Raw genomic sequence first — 18,282 nt, 5'->3', positions numbered from 1 at the left:
GACCGGACCCGATAACACCGGTCGGCCGCGAATTGAAGATCCTGGCGTAAGCGGGGATCGGCTCCGGACCTGGTTCTGTCAAGCGGCGGGACAAGGATAGGGAGCAAGGCTTTGGGCAGTGGCGGCAGCCGGACACATGGTGTTCAGGCAGTCGCCGCTGGTTATCAAAGACCGCTGGTGTCCACATGACCGCAGTCAGGCATGCGGGCTTAATCGGCCGGGACGTACAGGCAGGGCCAGGTGCCGTGCATGACCAACCCCGGGCAACCAGCGCAGATGGCGCACCCGAAGGGATTGATGAATCCGGGCCTGTCCCGGGTGATTCGGGCCAATCGGACGCCGTTCGTTTGTGCTGACGTGAAGACTCCGGTATTGCCGGAGGGCTAGCGTCATTTTGGAGCTTAACCGTGCCACTCAATATTGAAGATAAGAAGGCCGTCGTTGCTGAGGTTTCGGCGCAAGTCGCCAAGGCCCAGACCATCGTCGTGGCCGAATATCGCGGCATTACGGTTGGCGATCTGACCAAGCTGCGTTCCACCGCTCGGCAGCAAGGCGTGTACCTGCGTGTTCTGAAGAACACGCTGGCCCGCCGTGCCGTCGAAGGTACGCCGTTTGCAAGCCTCGCAGAGCAGATGACCGGTCCGCTGATCTACGGTATTTCCGAAGATGCAGTGTCGTCGGCCAAGGTTCTGAACGACTTTGCCAAGACCAACGACAAGCTGGTCCTGCGCGCTGGGTCGTATGACGGCAAGGTTCTCGACGCTGCCGCCGTGAAGGCGCTGGCATCGATCCCGAGCCGCGACGAACTGATTGCTCAGCTGCTGGGCGTGATGCAGGCACCGGTGTCGGGCTTCGCCCGTCTGCTGGCTGCACTGGCTGCCAAGAACGCCGAAGGCGCTCCCGCGGAAGCGGAAGCTGCTGGCGCCTAAGGCAATCCAGGCCTCGCATCGAAAGATCGCATTACCGATACCGAATCAAATCTAGTAGGAGTATTTCAAATGGCAATCACCAAAGACGACATCCTGGAAGCCGTTGGCGCGATGTCCGTGATGGAACTGAACGACCTGGTCAAGGCGTTTGAAGAGAAGTTTGGCGTGTCCGCCGCTGCCATGGCCGTGGCTGCTGCCCCGGGCGCCGGCGGTGCCGCCGCTGCTGAAGAGCAGACCGAGTTCAACGTGATCCTGGCCGAAGTCGGCGCCAACAAGGTTGGCGTGATTAAGGCTGTTCGCGAAATCACCGGCCTGGGCCTGAAGGAAGCCAAGGACCTGGTCGATGGCGCACCGAAGCCCGTCAAGGAAGGCGTGGACAAGGCTGCAGCTGCCGAAGCCAAGAAGAAGCTGGAAGACGCTGGCGCAAAGGTCGACGTCAAGTAAGGCATTGCTCGCGTGCCCTTCCGGCACGCGGATGGGGCTGGCAAAGGGAAATTCCCGGCGCCAGCCTTTTTGCGCTTGTGCGAAAGTGTTTTGAGAAGCACTCTTCGCGTGAAAAAGTGATGTTTGCGAGCCCCGGTGCCTTTGGGCATGCCGGAGTCTCAGCAGAGGCCAAACATCAGTGGCACACTAAGGGGTTGCTGCTGATGTTTGTCTTCTGAACCGACTGCAGAAGACAAGTTTGGTCGGGTGTCCCCCGGGCGAGTACAGGCGTTGCGCTTGATGCGACGACCACACCGCCCGCAGCGTGCGGACACCGTCAGCCAGAGGTTGGTAGCGGCCAACCGCCAAATCCCCTCCCAGTCGCTGAACACCTCAGGTCCGGCCAGGTCCAGCCAGCCCTGCGATGATTCGGAGATCCCATGGCGTACAGCTTCACCGAAAAGAAGCGCATTCGCAAAAGTTTTGCGAAGCGCGCGACGGTACATCAGGTTCCATTCCTGCTTGCCACCCAGATTGAATCCTACACTCAGTTCTTGCAAGCGGAAACGCCGACCGCGCGTCGCAAGACCGAAGGCCTCCAGGCCGCTTTCAACGCAATCTTCCCGATCTCCTCGCATAACGGGCTTGCCCGTATGGAGTTCGTCTCGTATCACCTGTCCAACCCGCCGTTCGACGTCAAGGAATGTCAACAGCGTGGCCTGACCTTCCACTCGGCGCTGCGCGCCAAGGTTCGCCTGATCATCAACGATCGCGAGAATCCTGGCAAGGTCAAGGAAGTGAAGGAGCAGGAAGTCTACATGGGCGAAATCCCGCTGATGACTTCCACGGGTTCGTTCGTCATCAACGGCACCGAGCGTGTCATCGTCTCGCAGCTGCACCGCTCGCCGGGCGTGTTCTTCGAGCACGACAAGGGCAAGACCCACAGCTCGGGCAAGCTGCTGTTCTCGGCACGTATCATCCCCTACCGCGGTTCGTGGCTGGACTTCGAGTTCGACCCGAAGGACATCCTGTACTTCCGCGTCGACCGCCGCCGCAAGATGCCGGTGACGATCCTGCTGAAGTCGATCGGCCTGACCCCGGAACAGATCCTCGCGCACTTCTTCGTGTTCGACAACTTCACGCTGCAGGCCGAAGGCGCGCAGCTGGAGTTCGTGCCCGAGCGCCTGCGCGGTGAAGTCGCGCGCTTCGACATCGCCGACAAGAACGGCCGCGTGGTGGTCGAGAAAGACAAGCGGATCAACGCCAAGCACATCCGCGACCTGGATTCGGCCGGCACCAAGCTGATCAGCGTGCCGGAAGACTACCTGCTGGGCCGCGTGCTGGCCAAGAACATCATCGACCCGGATACCGGCGAGGTGATTGCCAACGCCAACGACGAGCTCACCGAAACGCTGCTGGAAAACCTGCGCGAAGCCGGCGTCAAGCAGATCCAGACCCTGTACACCAACGACCTGGACCAGGGCCCGTACATGTCGCAGACCCTGCGCGTGGACGAGACCGCCGACCAGACCGCTGCGCGTATCGCGATCTACCGCATGATGCGCCCGGGCGAGCCGCCGACCGAGGAAGCCGTGGAAGCGCTGTTCCAGCGCCTGTTCTACAGCGAAGAGTCGTACGACCTGTCGCGCGTTGGCCGCATGAAGGTCAACAGCCGCCTGGGCCGCCCCACCGGCGAAGGCGCCATGGTGTTGCAGGACGAGGACATCCTCGAGACTATCAAGATCCTGGTCAACCTGCGCAACGGCAAGGGCGAGGTCGATGACATCGACCACCTGGGCAACCGTCGCGTGCGTTGCGTCGGCGAACTGGCCGAAAACCAGTTCCGCGCCGGCCTGTCGCGCGTGGAGCGTGCCGTCAAGGAACGTCTGGGCCAGGCCGAGACCGAGAACCTGATGCCGCACGACCTGATCAACTCGAAGCCGATCTCGTCGGCGATCCGCGAGTTCTTCGGTTCGTCGCAGCTGTCGCAGTTCATGGACCAGACCAACCCGCTGTCCGAGATCACGCACAAGCGCCGTGTCTCCGCACTGGGCCCGGGCGGTCTGACGCGCGAGCGCGCCGGCTTTGAAGTCCGTGACGTGCACCCGACCCACTATGGCCGCGTGTGCCCGATCGAAACGCCGGAAGGTCCGAACATTGGTCTGATCAACTCGCTGGCACTGTATGCCCGCCTGAACGAATACGGCTTCCTGGAAACGCCGTACCGCAAGGTGGTCGACAGCAAGCTGACCGACCAGGTCGACTACCTGTCCGCGATCGAGGAAGGCAAGTACGTGGTGGCGCAGGCCAACGCGACCGTTGACGCCGAGGGCAACCTGACCGACGAACTGGTGTCGGCGCGTGAAGGCTCCGAGCGTGAAACCCGCATGGTCACGCCGGACCGCGTGCAGTACATCGACGTGGCACCGTCGCAGATCGTGTCGGCCGCTGCCTCGCTGGTGCCGTTCCTGGAACACGATGACGCGAACCGTGCACTGATGGGCGCCAACATGCAGCGCCAGGCCGTGCCTTGCCTGCGTCCGGACAAGCCGCTGGTCGGCACCGGCATCGAGCGTACCGTTGCGGTCGACTCGGGTACGGCCGTGCAGGCGATGCGTGGCGGCGTGGTCGACTACGTCGACGCGATGCGTATCGTGATCCGCGTGAACGACGACGAAGCCGTTGCCGGTGAAGTCGGCGTGGACATCTACAACCTGATCAAGTACACGCGCTCGAACCAGAACACCAACATCAACCAGCGTCCGATGGTCAAGGTTGGCGATATCGTTGCCCGCAACGATGTGATCGCCGACGGCGCCTCGACCGACCTGGGTGAACTGGCCCTGGGCCAGAACATGCTGGTGGCGTTCATGCCGTGGAACGGCTACAACTTCGAGGATTCGATCCTGATCTCGGAGCGTGTGGTGGCCGAAGACCGCTATACCTCGATCCACATCGAGGAACTGTCGGTCGTTGCCCGCGACACCAAGCTGGGACCGGAAGAAATCACGCGCGATATCTCGAACCTGGCCGAGGCCCAGCTGGCTCGCCTGGACGAGTCGGGCATCACCTACATCGGCGCTGAAGTCGAAGCCGGTGACGTGCTGGTGGGCAAGGTCACGCCGAAGGGCGAGACCCAGCTGACCCCGGAAGAGAAGCTGCTGCGCGCGATCTTCGGCGAGAAGGCTTCGGACGTGAAGGACACCTCGCTGCGCGTGCCGTCGGGCATGAGCGGCATCGTGATCGACGTCCAGGTCTTCACCCGCGAAGGCGTGACGCGCGACAAGCGTGCCCAGTCGATCATCGACGACGAACTGAAGCGCTACCGCCTGGACCTGAACGACCAGCTGCGTATCGTGGAAGGCGACGCGTTCCAGCGTCTGGAGCGCCTGCTCATCGACAAGACCGTCAACGGCGGTCCGAAGAAGCTGGCCAAGGGTGCCAAGATCACCAAGGAATACCTGGCGGACATCGACAGGTACCACTGGTTCGACATCCGTCCGGCCGACGAGGAACTGGCTGCCCAGCTGGAAGCCGTCAAGGAAGCCATCGAGCAGAAGCGCCACGAGTTCGACCTGGCCTTCGAAGAGAAGCGCAAGAAGCTCACGCAGGGCGACGAACTGCCGCCGGGCGTGATCAAGATGGTCAAGGTGTACCTGGCCGTCAAGCGCCGCCTGCAGCCTGGCGACAAGATGGCAGGCCGTCACGGCAACAAGGGTGTCGTGTCCAAGATCACTCCGATCGAAGACATGCCCTACATGGCCGACGGTACGCCTGCCGACATCGTGCTGAATCCGCTGGGCGTGCCTTCGCGGATGAACGTGGGTCAGATTCTCGAGACCCACCTGGGCTGGGCCGCGCGCGGTCTGGGCGAGCGCATCGGCAACATGCTGAAGGCGCAAGCCAAGGCAGCCGAAGTGCGCAAGCTGCTCACGCAGATCTACAACGAGAGCGGCAAGGTCGAAGACCTCGACAGCCTGTCGGATTCGGAAGTCCTGGAACTGGCCGAGAACCTGAAGAAGGGCGTGCCGTTCGCGACGCCGGTGTTCGATGGTGCGCATGAGGACGAAATCCGCCGCATGCTGGACCTCGCCTATCCGGAAGAGATCGCGAAGGAGAAGGGCCTGACGGCTTCCAAGCAGCAGGTCACGCTGTTCGACGGCCGCACCGGCGAGGCGTTCGAGCGTCCGGTCACGCTGGGTGTGATGCACATGCTGAAGCTGCACCACCTGGTCGATGACAAGATGCACGCGCGTTCCACCGGCCCGTACTCGCTGGTGACGCAGCAGCCGCTGGGTGGTAAAGCCCAGTTCGGTGGCCAGCGTTTCGGTGAGATGGAAGTTTGGGCACTGGAAGCCTACGGCGCGTCGTACGTGCTGCAGGAAATGCTGACGGTCAAGTCCGATGACGTGAACGGCCGTACCAAGGTGTACGAGAACATCGTCAAGGGCGAGCACTCGATCGATGCCGGCATGCCGGAATCGTTCAACGTGCTGGTGAAGGAAATCCGCTCGCTGGGTATCGACATCGACCTCGATCGCTACTGATCGGGCAGGTGAGGGGAGCCGGTTGCGGCCGGTTCCCCGTCGACACTACAGGCGAAGGATTTCCCACAGGATGAATGCCATCGACCCGGACCAAATCCGGGGCGGTGGCGAAACAAGGAGTTGCAATGAAAGCATTGCTCGATCTCTTTAAGCAGGTACAGCAGGAAGAGCAGTTCGACGCGATCAAGATCGGCCTGGCTTCGCCCGAGAAGATCCGTTCGTGGTCGTACGGCGAAGTCAAGAAGCCGGAAACGATCAACTACCGTACCTTCAAGCCGGAACGCGACGGCCTGTTCTGCGCCAAGATCTTTGGCCCGATCAAGGACTACGAGTGCCTGTGCGGCAAGTACAAGCGCCTGAAGCACCGTGGCGTGATCTGCGAGAAGTGCGGCGTTGAAGTGACGCTGGCCAAGGTGCGCCGCGAGCGCATGGGCCACATCGAACTGGCCGCGCCGACCGCGCACATCTGGTTCCTGAAGTCGCTGCCGTCGCGCCTGGGCATGGTCCTGGACATGACGCTGCGCGACATCGAGCGCGTGCTGTACTTTGAAGCATTCGTGGTGATCGAACCCGGCATGACCCCGCTCAAGAAGAGCCAGATCATGTCCGAAGACGACTACCTGGCGAAGTGCGACGAGTACGGCGAGGGCGAGTTCGTCGCCATGATGGGTGCCGAGGGCATCCGTGAGCTGCTGCGCGGCATCGACATCGAGAAGCAGATCGAACAGATCCGCGCCGAGCTGCAGGCCACCGGCTCCGAAGCCAAGATCAAGAAGTTCGCCAAGCGCCTGAAGGTGCTCGAGGCCTTCCAGCGTTCGGGCATCAAGCCCGAGTGGATGATCCTCGAAGTGCTGCCGGTGCTGCCGCCCGAGCTGCGCCCGCTGGTGCCGCTGGACGGCGGCCGCTTCGCGACCTCGGACCTGAACGACCTGTATCGCCGCGTCATCAACCGTAACAACCGCCTCAAGCGCCTGCTGGAGCTGAAGGCGCCTGAAATCATCGTGCGCAACGAAAAGCGCATGCTGCAGGAAGCGGTTGACTCGCTGCTGGACAACGGCCGTCGCGGCAAGGCGATGACTGGCGCCAACAAGCGTCCGCTGAAGTCCCTGGCTGAAATGATCAAGGGCAAGGGCGGCCGTTTCCGTCAGAACCTGCTGGGCAAGCGCGTCGACTACTCGGGCCGTTCGGTCATCGTGGTGGGCCCGACCCTCAAGCTGCACCAGTGCGGCCTGCCCAAGCTGATGGCGCTCGAGCTGTTCAAGCCGTTCATCTTCCACAAGCTGGAAACGATGGGCATCGCCACCACCATCAAGGCGGCGAAGAAGGAAGTGGAAAGCCAGACCCCGGTGGTGTGGGACATCCTCGAAGAGGTGATCCGCGAGCACCCGGTGATGCTGAACCGTGCGCCGACGCTGCACCGCCTGGGTATCCAGGCGTTCGAGCCGGTGCTGATCGAAGGCAAGGCCATCCAGCTGCACCCGCTGGTCTGCGCGGCGTTCAACGCCGACTTCGACGGTGACCAGATGGCTGTTCACGTCCCGCTGTCGCTGGAAGCGCAGATGGAAGCTCGCACGCTGATGCTGGCTTCCAACAACGTGCTGTTCCCGGCCAACGGCGACCCGTCGATCGTGCCGTCGCAAGACGTGGTGCTGGGTCTGTACTACACGACCCGCGACAAGATCAACGGCCGCGGCGAGGGCATGACCTTTGCCGACATCAGCGAAGTGATCCGCGCCTACGAGAACAAGGAAGTCGAACTGGCTTCGCGCGTGAACGTGCGTATCACCGAGTATGAGCTGGTCGACAAGGACGCCGAGGGCGACGCCCGTTTCGCACCCAAGATCACGCTGCAGGCCACCACGGTCGGCCGCGCGATCCTGTCCGAGATCCTGCCCAAGGGGCTGCCGTTCTCGGTGCTGAACAAGCCGCTCAAGAAGAAGGAAATCTCGCGCCTGATCAACACCGCGTTCCGCAAGTGCGGTCTGCGCGAGACGGTGATCTTCGCCGACAAGCTGCTGCAGTCGGGCTTCCGCCTGGCAACCCGCGCCGGTATCTCGATCGCCATCGACGACATGCTGGTGCCGCCGCAGAAGGAAAAGATCATCGCCGAGGCCTCGGCCAAGGTGAAGGAATACGACAAGCAGTACATGTCGGGTCTGGTGACCGACCAGGAACGCTACAACAACGTCGTGGACATCTGGGGCGCCGCCGGCGACCAGGTGGGCAAGGCGATGATGGAGCAGCTCCAGCACGAAGACGTGGTCGACCGCGAAGGCAAGACCGTGAAGCAAGAGTCGTTCAACTCCATCTACATGATGGCCGACTCGGGCGCACGGGGTTCCGCCGCGCAGATCCGCCAGCTGGCCGGTATGCGTGGCCTGATGGCAAAGCCGGACGGCTCGATCATTGAAACGCCGATCACGGCGAACTTCCGTGAAGGCCTGAACGTTCTGCAGTACTTCATCTCGACCCACGGCGCACGTAAGGGCCTGGCCGATACGGCACTGAAGACCGCGAACTCGGGTTACCTGACCCGTCGTCTGGTCGACGTGACGCAGGATCTGGTTGTGGTGGAAGACGATTGCGGCACCTCCAACGGCGTGGCCATGAAGGCCCTGGTCGAAGGCGGTGAAGTGATCGAAGCCCTGCGCGACCGTATCCTCGGCCGTGTGACCGTGGCCGACGTGGTGAACCCTGAAACCCAGGAAACCGCGATCGAAGCCGGCACGCTGCTGGATGAAGACCTGGTTGAGCTGATCGACAACATCGGCGTGGACGAAGTCAAGGTCCGCACCCCGCTGTCGTGCGACACGCGCTACGGCCTGTGCGGCAAGTGCTACGGCCGCGACTTGGGCCGCGGCGTGCTGGTGAACTCCGGCGAAGCGGTTGGCGTGATTGCCGCCCAGTCGATCGGTGAGCCGGGCACGCAGCTGACCATGCGTACGTTCCACATCGGTGGTGCGGCATCGCGTGCGGCAGTGGCGTCGAGCGTGGAAGCCAAGGCAACCGGTACCGTGCGTTTCACGGCGACGATGCGTTACGTCACCAATGCGAAGGGCGAACTGATCGTCATCTCGCGTTCGGGCGAGGCGCTGATCACCGACGACCACGGCCGCGAGCGCGAACGCCACAAGATCCCGTACGGCGCCACGCTGCTGGTGCAGGACGGCCAGGCCATCAAGGCTGGCACGCAGCTGGCCACGTGGGACGCGCTGACTCGCCCGATCGTTTCGGAATACACCGGCACGACCAAGTTCGAGAACGTCGAAGAAGGCGTGACCGTCGCCAAGCAGATGGACGAAGTCACCGGCCTGTCGACCCTGGTGGTGATCGACGCCAAGCGCCGCACGGCTGCAACCAAGGGCATCCGCCCGCAGGTGAAGCTGCTCGACGCCAGCGGCCAGGAAGTGAAGATCCCGGGCACGGACCATTCCGTGACCATCGGCTTCCAGGTCGGCGCGCTGATTACCGTGAAGGATGGCCAGCAGGTGCACGTGGGTGAAGTGCTCGCGCGTATCCCGACCGAATCGCAAAAGACCCGCGACATTACCGGTGGTCTGCCGCGTGTGGCCGAGCTGTTCGAAGCGCGTTCGCCGAAGGACGCCGCCGTGCTGGCGGAAGTCACCGGCACGACCTCGTTCGGCAAGGACACCAAGGGCAAGCAGCGTCTGGTCATTACCGACCTGGACGGAAATGCCCACGAGTTCCTGATCGCGAAGGAAAAGCAGGTGCTGGTGCACGACGGCCAGGTGGTGAACAAGGGCGAAATGATCGTGGAAGGTCCGGCGGACCCGCACGACATCCTGCGCCTGAAGGGCATCGAAGAGCTGGCGCACTACATCGTGGACGAAGTCCAGGACGTGTACCGTCTGCAGGGCGTGAAGATCAACGACAAGCACATCGAAGTGATTGTTCGTCAGATGCTGCGCCGCGTGCAGATCGCCGATGTCGGCGACACCAAGTTCATCCCGGGTGAACAGGTGGAGCGTTCGGAACTGCTCGACGAGAACGACCGCGTGATCGCCGAAGGCAAGCGTCCGGCCACGTACGAGAACCTGCTGCTGGGTATTACCAAGGCGTCGCTGTCGACCGACAGCTTCATCTCGGCGGCATCGTTCCAGGAAACCACGCGCGTGCTGACCGAAGCCGCGATCATGGGCAAGACCGACGACCTGCGTGGTCTGAAGGAAAACGTGATCGTCGGCCGTCTGATCCCGGCCGGTACCGGCCTGGCCTACCACCGCGCCCGCAAGGCGCGCGAGGCCTCCGAGCGCGAACGCGCCCAGGCGATCGCCGAAGAAGAGCAGTCGCTCTTCATCGAGCCGGCGCCGGTGGTGCAGGCGACGACCGAAGGCGAAGGCGACAACGTCTGATCGCAGTAAGCTGTTTGCCGCCGCAAGGCGGCCCGAAAGCCCGGCTGATCCAGCCGGGCTTTTTTTTGGTGTGCACGCGGCGTTTGCTTTCGTGAGAAACGTCGCAGAGTTTGCCCTGCGGTCGCTGAAGCCGGGTCCCTTAGTGGTATGGTTACGGCTTTTCCGGCTTCAGCAATTCCGTTGTCTATGTCGCACGCGCTGGCGATCCTCAAAGATGTGTTCGGCTACCACGCCTTCCGTGGGCGCCAGGCCGAGATCATCGACCACGTTGCGACGGGCGGCGACTGCCTGGTGCTGATGCCAACCGGCGGCGGCAAGTCGCTGTGCTACCAGATCCCGGCGCTGCTGCGCCAGCGTGCCGGCGACGGCGTCGGCATCGTGGTGTCGCCGTTGATCGCGCTGATGCAGGACCAGGTCGCGGCACTGACCGAAGCCGGCGTGCGCGCCGCGGTGCTCAATTCGACGCTGACCGGGGCCGAGGCCTCGGCGGTCGAGCGCGACCTGCTGGCCGGGCGCATCGAGATCCTCTACGTGGCGCCGGAACGGCTGATGACGCCGCGCTTCCAGGACTTGCTCGAGCGCATTCGGGTCGGGCTCTTTGCCATCGACGAAGCGCACTGCGTGTCGCAGTGGGGCCACGACTTCCGCCCCGAGTACATCCAGTTGTCGGTGCTGCATGAGCGCTTCCCGTACGTGCCGCGCATCGCGCTGACGGCAACGGCCGACGCACTCACGCGCAATGAGATCATCGAGCGCCTGGCGCTGGACAACGCCCGCGTCTTCATCTCCAGCTTCGACCGGCCCAATATCCGCTACCGCATCGTCGAGAAGGACAATGCGCGCCAGCAGCTGCTGGCCTTCATCAAGGCCGAGCACACCGCGGCCGACGGCACCCATGACAGCGGCATCGTCTATTGCCTGTCGCGCAAGAAGGTGGAAGACACGGCACAGTGGCTGAGCGGGCAGGGCATCAATGCGCTGGGCTACCACGCCGGCATGGATGCCCAGGTGCGCCAGCACCACCAGGCGCGCTTCCGCGAGGAAGAAGGGCTGGTGATGGTGGCGACGATCGCCTTCGGCATGGGCATCGACAAGCCCGACGTGCGCTTTGTCGCCCACCTGGACCTGCCCAAGAGCATGGAAGGCTACTACCAGGAAACCGGGCGCGCCGGCCGCGACGGCCTGCCGGCCAATGCCTGGATGGCCTACGGCCTGGGCGACGTGGTGCAGCAGAAGCGCATGATCGACGAGTCCGAGGCGGACGAGGCCTTCAAGCGCGTGTCGTCGTCCAAGCTCGATGCGCTGCTGGGCCTGTGCGAGACCGCGGGCTGCCGGCGCGTGCGCATCCTGGCGTATTTCAACGAGGCCAGCGAACCCTGCGGTAACTGCGATACCTGTCTGGAGCCGCCGGCGACCTGGGACGGCACGCGTGAGGCGCAGATGGCGCTGTCGTGCGTGTACCGCACTGCGCAGGCGAGCCGGGTTCACTTCGGCGCCACCCACCTGATTGACGTGCTGCGCGGCAACAGCTCGGAGAAGATCCGCCAGTGGGGGCACGACAAGGTGTCCACCTTCGGCATCGGCAAGGACCGCTCGGTGCATGAATGGCATACGGTGTTCCGCCAGCTGATCGCCCAGGGGCTGCTGACCATCGACCATGGCGGCCATGGCGCGCTGCTGCTGGGCGAGGACGCGCGCGCGGTGCTCAAGGGCGAGCGCCAGATCATCTTGCGTCGCCAGGCCACCAAGCCGGGCAAGTCCGGCGAGCGTGCCGCACGCGGCACCCGCACCGACCACACCGCGGACATGGATGCCGACATGCTGGCCAACTGGGAGGCGCTGCGCCGCTGGCGCACCGAGGCCGCGCGTGAGCACGGGGTGCCGGCCTATGTCATCTTCCACGATGCAACGCTGGCGGAGCTGGCCCGGACCGCGCCGGGATCCCTGTCGGCGATGCAGGGCATTCCCGGGATTGGTGCCTCCAAGCTTGAGCGCTACGGGCAGTCCATCCTGGAAGCGCTCCGCGGGGTCTGAGCGGGAGGGCAGCGTCAGCGCGTCCCGGAAAGGGTATACGGCTTGACGGTATACGATTCCCCTGCTAGGATGCCAGATTCGAGTTTTTGGCTTTGGATTTCGCTCGCCCGTCGGACAAGTGGCCTTTAGGCCGCTGCCGGCAAGCCTTCCGGACTGGGTTTCCATGGACCGGTGGCGGCAGACGCGGGATCCGGGTGCCGGCTCGCGCTCTTTGGCATGCTGTTACCGCACAGTCCCGTCTCCAGAGCGCGTCCGCTCACCTCTCCCGCCCAAAACCCGTAGTTGCCTCTCCATCCTGGCGCATGCCGGTGCGAGTGGCGTTTTTCGTCAAACCAAGCTGGATTGAACAATGCCAACTATCAACCAACTGGTTCGCAAGCCGCGCGTCTCTGAAGTCGTCAAGAGCAAGAGCCCGGCGCTTGAGAACTGCCCCCAGCGCCGTGGCGTGTGCACCCGCGTGTACACCACGACGCCGAAGAAGCCGAACTCGGCACTGCGTAAGGTTGCCAAGGTGCGCCTGACCAACGGTTTCGAAGTCATTTCGTACATCGGCGGTGAAGGCCACAACCTGCAGGAACACTCGGTCGTGCTGATCCGCGGCGGCCGTGTGAAGGATTTGCCGGGTGTGCGTTACCACATCGTCCGTGGCTCGCTCGACTTGCAAGGCGTGAAGGACCGCAAGCAGGCTCGTTCGAAGTACGGCGCGAAGCGTCCGAAGGCAGCCTAAGCTTAAGCAGCCTGGGTCGGAAAGACCCGAAGCAACAAACGATAGCCTGTGGCGCGAGTCATGGTGCTGTCACCAGGCGGCGGTACAACGGAGCGCCTTTTTGGCAACCGTGCCGTCGAGTAAGTGGTCACCCGGCGAATTTGCTGTCTATCGCATGCAAGCTAGTTGGTGGCCGGAGAGCGGGAAAAACTGACCGCGCTCTCAACTGAATCTAAAGGAAAGAAGATGCCACGTCGTCGTGAAGTCCCCAAGCGGGATGTTCTGCCTGATCCGAAGTTCGGCAACGTTGAAGTTGCCAAGTTTATGAACGTGCTGATGCTGGACGGCAAGAAGTCGGTTGCCGAACGTATCGTCTATGGCGCGTTCGACCAGATCGAAAAGAAGGCAGGCAAGGCCCCCATCGAAGTGTTCTCCGTTGCCATCAACAACGTGAAGCCGGTGGTGGAAGTGAAGAGCCGTCGCGTGGGCGGCGCCAACTATCAGGTTCCGGTCGAAGTCCGTCCGTCGCGTCGTCTGGCATTGGCGATGCGTTGGCTGCGCGAGGCCGCGAAGAAACGCAGCGAGAAGTCGATGGCGCTGCGCCTGGCAGGTGAGCTGCTGGAAGCATCGGAAGGCCGTGGCGGCGCAATGAAGAAGCGCGACGAAGTGCACCGCATGGCCGAAGCCAACAAGGCGTTCTCGCATTTCCGCTTCTAAGCGCGCGATAGCGTTTGTTGGTTGCCGGGCGGGCTGTGTTTTTACACATCTCGCCCGTTTGTGTTAGGGGCGCGGGCCATGAGATGCCGGCGCCTCACGGACGAATAGAGGATTAAAGTGGCTCGTAAGACTCCTATTGAGCGCTACCGTAACATCGGTATTTCGGCTCACATTGACGCGGGTAAAACCACCACGACCGAGCGGATCCTGTTCTACACCGGTGTGAACCACAAGATCGGTGAAGTGCATGATGGCGCGGCCACCATGGACTGGATGGAGCAGGAGCAGGAGCGCGGCATCACCATCACGTCTGCTGCGACCACCGCCTTCTGGAAGGGCATGGCCGGCAACTACCCCGAGCATCGCTTCAACATCATCGACACCCCGGGCCACGTGGACTTCACCATCGAGGTGGAGCGTTCCATGCGCGTGCTGGACGGCGCGTGCATGGTGTACTGCGCAGTGGGTGGCGTGCAGCCGCAGTCGGAAACCGTCTGGCGTCAGGCCAACAAGTACCGCGTGCCGCGTCTGGCATTCGTCAACAAGATGGACCGTACCGGCGCGAACTTCTTCAAGGTCTACGACCAGCTGAAGACCCGCCTGAAGGCCAACCCGGTGCCCGTCGTGGTGCCGATCGGCGCTGAAGACGGCTTCCAGGGCGTCGTCGATCTGCTGGAAATGAAGGCGATCATTTGGGACGAAGCCAGCCAGGGCGTGAAGTTCGAATACCAGGACATCCCGGCTGAGCTGCAAGCCACCGCTGAAGAATGGCGCGAGAAGATGGTCGAGTCCGCCGCCGAAGCCAGCGAAGAGCTGATGGAAAAGTACCTGGGCGGCGAAGAGCTGACCCGCGCCGAGATCGTCAAGGCGTTGCGTGACCGTACCATCGCCTGCGAAATCCAGCCGATGCTGTGCGGCACCGCGTTCAAGAACAAGGGCGTGCAGCGTATGCTCGACGCCGTGATCGACTTCCTGCCGTCGCCGGTCGACATTCCGCCGGTTACGGGCACGGACGAGGACGACAGCGAGAAGAAGCTCGAGCGCAAGGCTGACGACAACGAAAAGTTCTCGGCACTGGCGTTCAAGATCATGACCGACCCGTTCGTTGGTCAGCTGATCTTCTTCCGCGTCTACTCGGGCAAGATCAATTCGGGCGACACCGTGTACAACCCGGTCAAGAGCAAGAAGGAACGCCTGGGCCGTATTCTGCAGATGCATGCCAACCAGCGCGAAGAAATCAAGGAAGTGCTGGCCGGCGACATCGCCGCTGCAGTGGGTCTGAAGGACGCCACCACGGGCGACACGCTGTGCGATCCGGCTGCACCGATCGTGCTCGAGCGCATGGTGTTCCCGGAGCCGGTGATCTCGCAGGCTGTCGAGCCGAAGACCAAGGCTGACCAGGAAAAGATGGGCATCGCCCTGAACCGCCTGGCCGCTGAAGATCCGTCGTTCCGCGTGCGTACCGATGAAGAATCGGGTCAGACCATCATTTCGGGCATGGGCGAGCTCCACCTCGAAATTCTGGTCGACCGCATGAAGCGCGAATTCGGCGTGGAAGCCAACATCGGCGCGCCGCAGGTGGCCTACCGCGAAACCATTCGCAAGACGGCCGAAGGCGTCGAGGGCAAGTTCGTCAAGCAGTCGGGCGGCCGCGGCCAGTACGGTCACGCTGTGATCACGCTGGAACCGCAAGAGCCGGGCAAGGGCTTCGAGTTCATCGACGCCATCAAGGGCGGTGTGATTCCTCGCGAATACATCCCGGCGGTCGAAAAGGGTATCGTCGACACGCTGCCGAACGGCATCCTGGCTGGCTTCCCGGTGGTAGACGTGAAGGTCACGCTGACGTTCGGTTCGTACCACGACGTGGACTCGAACGAAAACGCGTTCCGCATGGCCGGCTCGATGGCTTTCAAGGAAGCCATGCGCAAGGCCAGCCCGGTTCTGCTTGAGCCGATGATGGCCGTGGAAGTGGAAACGCCGGAAGACTACACGGGTACCGTGATGGGCGACCTGTCGTCCCGCCGCGGCATCGTGCAGGGCATGGACGACATGGTGGGCGGCGGCAAGATCATCAAGGCCGAAGTCCCGCTGTCGGAAATGTTCGGTTATTCCACGTCGCTGCGCTCGGCCACGCAAGGCCGCGCCACGTACACCATGGAATTCAAGCACTACGCTGAAGCACCGAAGAACATCGCCGAAGCCGTGATGACGGCCAAGGGCAAGTAATAAGCTGTTTGCCGCCGCACCCCGCGTGGGGCGCGGCGGCGTGATGAATCGACAAGACTGAATTCCATTAGGAGCTGAAAAATGGCAAAGGAAAAGTTCGAGCGGACCAAGCCGCACGTGAACGTTGGTACGATCGGTCACGTTGACCATGGCAAGACCACGCTGACCGCGGCAATCGCCACGGTGCTGGCAGCCAAGTTCGGCGGTGCCGCCAAGAAGTACGACGAAATCGACGCAGCGCCGGAAGAAAAGGCACGCGGTATTACCATCAATACCGCCCACGTCGAGTACGAAACGGCCAACCGCCACTACGCGCACGTTGACTGCCCGGGCCACGCTGACTATGTGAAGAACATGATCACGGGTGCCGCCCAGATGGACGGCGCAATCCTGGTTTGCTCGGCCGCTGACGGCCCGATGCCGCAAACGCGCGAGCACATCCTGCTGGCCCGTCAGGTTGGCGTGCCTTACATCATCGTGTTCCTGAACAAGTGCGACATGGTGGACGACGCTGAACTGCTCGAGCTGGTCGAGATGGAAGTTCGCGAGCTGCTGAGCAAGTACGAGTTCCCCGGCGACGACACCCCGATCATCAAGGGTTCGGCCAAGCTGGCGCTGGAAGGCGATAAGGGCGAGCTGGGCGAAGTGGCCATCATGAACCTGGCCGACGCACTGGACACCTACATCCCGACGCCGGAGCGTGCCGTTGACGGTACCTTCCTGATGCCGGTGGAAGACGTGTTCTCGATCTCGGGTCGCGGCACCGTGGTGACCGGCCGTATCGAGCGCGGCGTGGTGAAGGTCGGTGAGGAAATCGAAATCGTCGGTATCAAGCCGACGGTGAAGACCACCTGCACCGGCGTGGAAATGTTCCGCAAGCTGCTGGACCAGGGTCAAGCCGGCGACAACGTTGGCCTGCTGCTGCGCGGCACCAAGCGTGAAGACGTCGAGCGCGGCCAGGTGCTGTGCAAGCCGGGTTCGATCAAGCCGCACACCCACTTCACCGGCGAGGTGTACATCCTGTCGAAGGACGAAGGCGGCCGTCACACCCCGTTCTTCAACAACTACCGCCCGCAGTTCTACTTCCGTACCACCGACGTGACCGGCTCGATCGAGCTGCCGAAGGACAAGGAAATGGTCATGCCGGGTGACAACGTGTCGATCACCGTCAAGCTGATCGCCCCGATCGCCATGGAAGAAGGCCTGCGCTTCGCTATCCGTGAAGGCGGCCGTACCGTCGGCGCCGGCGTCGTGGCAAAGATCCTCGACTAAGCACTTCCTGGGACATGCCTGTCGGGCATGTCCCCATTCAACGGGCACGTTGCCCAATCGCTCTTTTAAGGAAATATCATGCAGAACCAGAAGATCCGTATCCGCCTGAAGGCTTTCGACTACCGCCTGATCGACCAGTCGGCTGCGGAAATCGTGGATACCGCCAAGCGTACCGGCGCGATCGTCAAGGGCCCGGTGCCCCTGCCGACCCGCATCCAGCGCTTCGACATCCTGCGTTCGCCGCACGTCAACAAGACCAGCCGCGATCAGTTCGAGATCCGCACGCACCAGCGCCTGATGGACATCGTCGACCCGACCGACAAGACGGTTGACGCGCTGATGAAGCTCGACCTGCCGGCAGGCGTGGACGTCGAGATCAAGGTGTAATCATGCTTCGGGCCGCGCCCGCGGCCTGCTGCAGCAAAACGGCGAACCGTATGGTTCGCCGTTTTTGTTTTCAAGGCTTGCATACAGCTGCCTTGCTCGCCCGATTGCTCCCGTACCGTGCGAGCGAGGGCGACGAATCGATCCGGTTGCTGCCGCCATCTCGCGCCGCAAAGTGATACATAAGCACTGATTGATTGAATCATGTTGTATCACTAACGTCGATTGCAACTGGCGCAAGTGATGTAAATCAAAGCCGCGACGCCAACGCTGCTACGCTGATCGGCGTGTCCGTCATGGTGCCCGGCGCCCTGCCCGAGAAGCAGCAATCCCCGCACCGCTCAACGTCCCGGTGCTGGTCCTCTTCATGCGTTCGAAATCTTGAAAAAGGGGAGCGCGAAATGGCGCTCCGGCGCGTCCCCCGCAGCGGCTTTACCTTATTTCAGTCGTGACGGCAAAGCCGCAACCCTAAGCGTGGCGCCCCCCAGAGGAGACAATCATGTTTGAAAGGACTCACCGGACCCGTGCGTCCGCGCTCGGGCAATGCCATCGGCATTGCCCTGGCGTTGGGCATCGGACTCACGCTCAGTGAGTGCGGCGGCGGCGATGGGCAGCCTGAAGCTTCAACCGTGGCCGCGGTCGACTACACGGCGGCGTGCGCTACGCTGTAA

Annotated in this window: 12 protein-coding genes; 11 read left to right on the top strand and 1 reads right to left on the bottom strand. The window is 62.7% G+C overall.

Annotation, left to right across the window (positions count from 1 at the left end):
* The first annotated feature begins 407 nt into the window (after positions 1-407).
* The gene (rplJ, locus tag CNE_RS16835; protein WP_010810465.1) at positions 408-929 is read left to right on the top strand and encodes a 50S ribosomal protein L10; all 522 of its coding nucleotides are present in this window, start codon (positions 408-410) and stop codon (positions 927-929) included.
* Positions 930-998: 69 nt separating this feature from the next.
* A complete protein-coding gene (gene rplL, locus CNE_RS16830) occupies positions 999-1,373 on the top strand; it encodes a 50S ribosomal protein L7/L12 (protein WP_010810464.1) in 375 nt (124 codons plus the stop codon).
* 158 nt (positions 1,374-1,531) lie between these two features.
* Here rplL and CNE_RS41665 read toward each other — a convergent pair whose 3' ends face one another.
* Positions 1,532-1,912 carry a hypothetical protein gene (locus tag CNE_RS41665; RefSeq protein ID WP_162097553.1) on the bottom strand — a complete coding sequence of 127 codons (381 nt, stop codon included), beginning with the start codon at positions 1,910-1,912 and terminating at the stop codon, positions 1,532-1,534.
* Here CNE_RS41665 and rpoB point away from each other — a divergent pair.
* The 9 genes from rpoB (at position 1,793) to CNE_RS41545 (ending at position 18,282) form a co-directional block, all read left to right on the top strand.
* Positions 1,793-5,899, top strand: a complete 4,107-nt coding sequence (gene rpoB, locus CNE_RS16825; RefSeq protein WP_013958260.1) for a DNA-directed RNA polymerase subunit beta — start codon at positions 1,793-1,795, stop codon at positions 5,897-5,899. The genes CNE_RS41665 and rpoB overlap by 120 nt on opposite strands.
* A gap of 125 nt (positions 5,900-6,024) precedes the next feature.
* Entirely contained in the window at positions 6,025-10,272 is a 4,248-nt protein-coding gene (gene rpoC / locus CNE_RS16820) for a DNA-directed RNA polymerase subunit beta' (RefSeq protein WP_013958259.1), read from the top strand.
* Between the two features lie 186 nt (positions 10,273-10,458).
* Positions 10,459-12,306: a DNA helicase RecQ gene (gene recQ, locus CNE_RS16815; RefSeq protein WP_041228215.1), complete on the top strand. Its 1,848-nt coding sequence runs from the start codon at positions 10,459-10,461 to the stop codon at positions 12,304-12,306.
* Between the two features lie 349 nt (positions 12,307-12,655).
* On the top strand, positions 12,656-13,033 hold the full coding sequence (gene rpsL / locus CNE_RS16810; RefSeq protein WP_010810460.1) for a 30S ribosomal protein S12: 378 nt from the start codon (positions 12,656-12,658) through the stop codon (positions 13,031-13,033).
* Between the two features lie 225 nt (positions 13,034-13,258).
* Positions 13,259-13,729, top strand: coding sequence for a 30S ribosomal protein S7 (gene rpsG / locus CNE_RS16805; protein WP_010810459.1), 471 nt, complete (start codon positions 13,259-13,261; stop codon positions 13,727-13,729).
* 117 nt (positions 13,730-13,846) lie between these two features.
* Complete coding sequence (gene fusA / locus CNE_RS16800; RefSeq protein WP_013958257.1) at positions 13,847-15,955, top strand: elongation factor G; 2,109 nt, start codon at positions 13,847-13,849, stop codon at positions 15,953-15,955.
* Positions 15,956-16,036: 81 nt separating this feature from the next.
* Positions 16,037-17,227, top strand: a complete 1,191-nt coding sequence (tuf, locus tag CNE_RS16795; protein WP_010810470.1) for an elongation factor Tu — start codon at positions 16,037-16,039, stop codon at positions 17,225-17,227.
* Positions 17,228-17,305: 78 nt separating this feature from the next.
* Positions 17,306-17,614, top strand: coding sequence for a 30S ribosomal protein S10 (gene rpsJ / locus CNE_RS16790; protein ID WP_006160488.1), 309 nt, complete (start codon positions 17,306-17,308; stop codon positions 17,612-17,614).
* 500 nt (positions 17,615-18,114) lie between these two features.
* Positions 18,115-18,282 (top strand): hypothetical protein, encoded by a 168-nt coding sequence (locus CNE_RS41545; RefSeq protein WP_153955111.1) that lies wholly within the window; start codon positions 18,115-18,117, stop codon positions 18,280-18,282.

Source organism: Cupriavidus necator N-1 (genome assembly GCF_000219215.1).
GTDB lineage: Bacteria > Pseudomonadota > Gammaproteobacteria > Burkholderiales > Burkholderiaceae > Cupriavidus > Cupriavidus necator.
This window is presented reverse-complemented; position numbering and strand designations above follow the sequence as displayed.

Coding starts and splice junctions, on each gene's coding strand:
- rplL (WP_010810464.1), top strand. CDS start 999: ATGGCAATCACCAAAGACGACATCCTGGAAGCCGTTGGCGCGATGTCC.
- rpoB (WP_013958260.1), top strand. CDS start 1,793: ATGGCGTACAGCTTCACCGAAAAGAAGCGCATTCGCAAAAGTTTTGCG.
- rpoC (WP_013958259.1), top strand. CDS start 6,025: ATGAAAGCATTGCTCGATCTCTTTAAGCAGGTACAGCAGGAAGAGCAG.
- recQ (WP_041228215.1), top strand. CDS start 10,459: ATGTCGCACGCGCTGGCGATCCTCAAAGATGTGTTCGGCTACCACGCC.
- rpsL (WP_010810460.1), top strand. CDS start 12,656: ATGCCAACTATCAACCAACTGGTTCGCAAGCCGCGCGTCTCTGAAGTC.
- rpsG (WP_010810459.1), top strand. CDS start 13,259: ATGCCACGTCGTCGTGAAGTCCCCAAGCGGGATGTTCTGCCTGATCCG.
- tuf (WP_010810470.1), top strand. CDS start 16,037: ATGGCAAAGGAAAAGTTCGAGCGGACCAAGCCGCACGTGAACGTTGGT.
- rpsJ (WP_006160488.1), top strand. CDS start 17,306: ATGCAGAACCAGAAGATCCGTATCCGCCTGAAGGCTTTCGACTACCGC.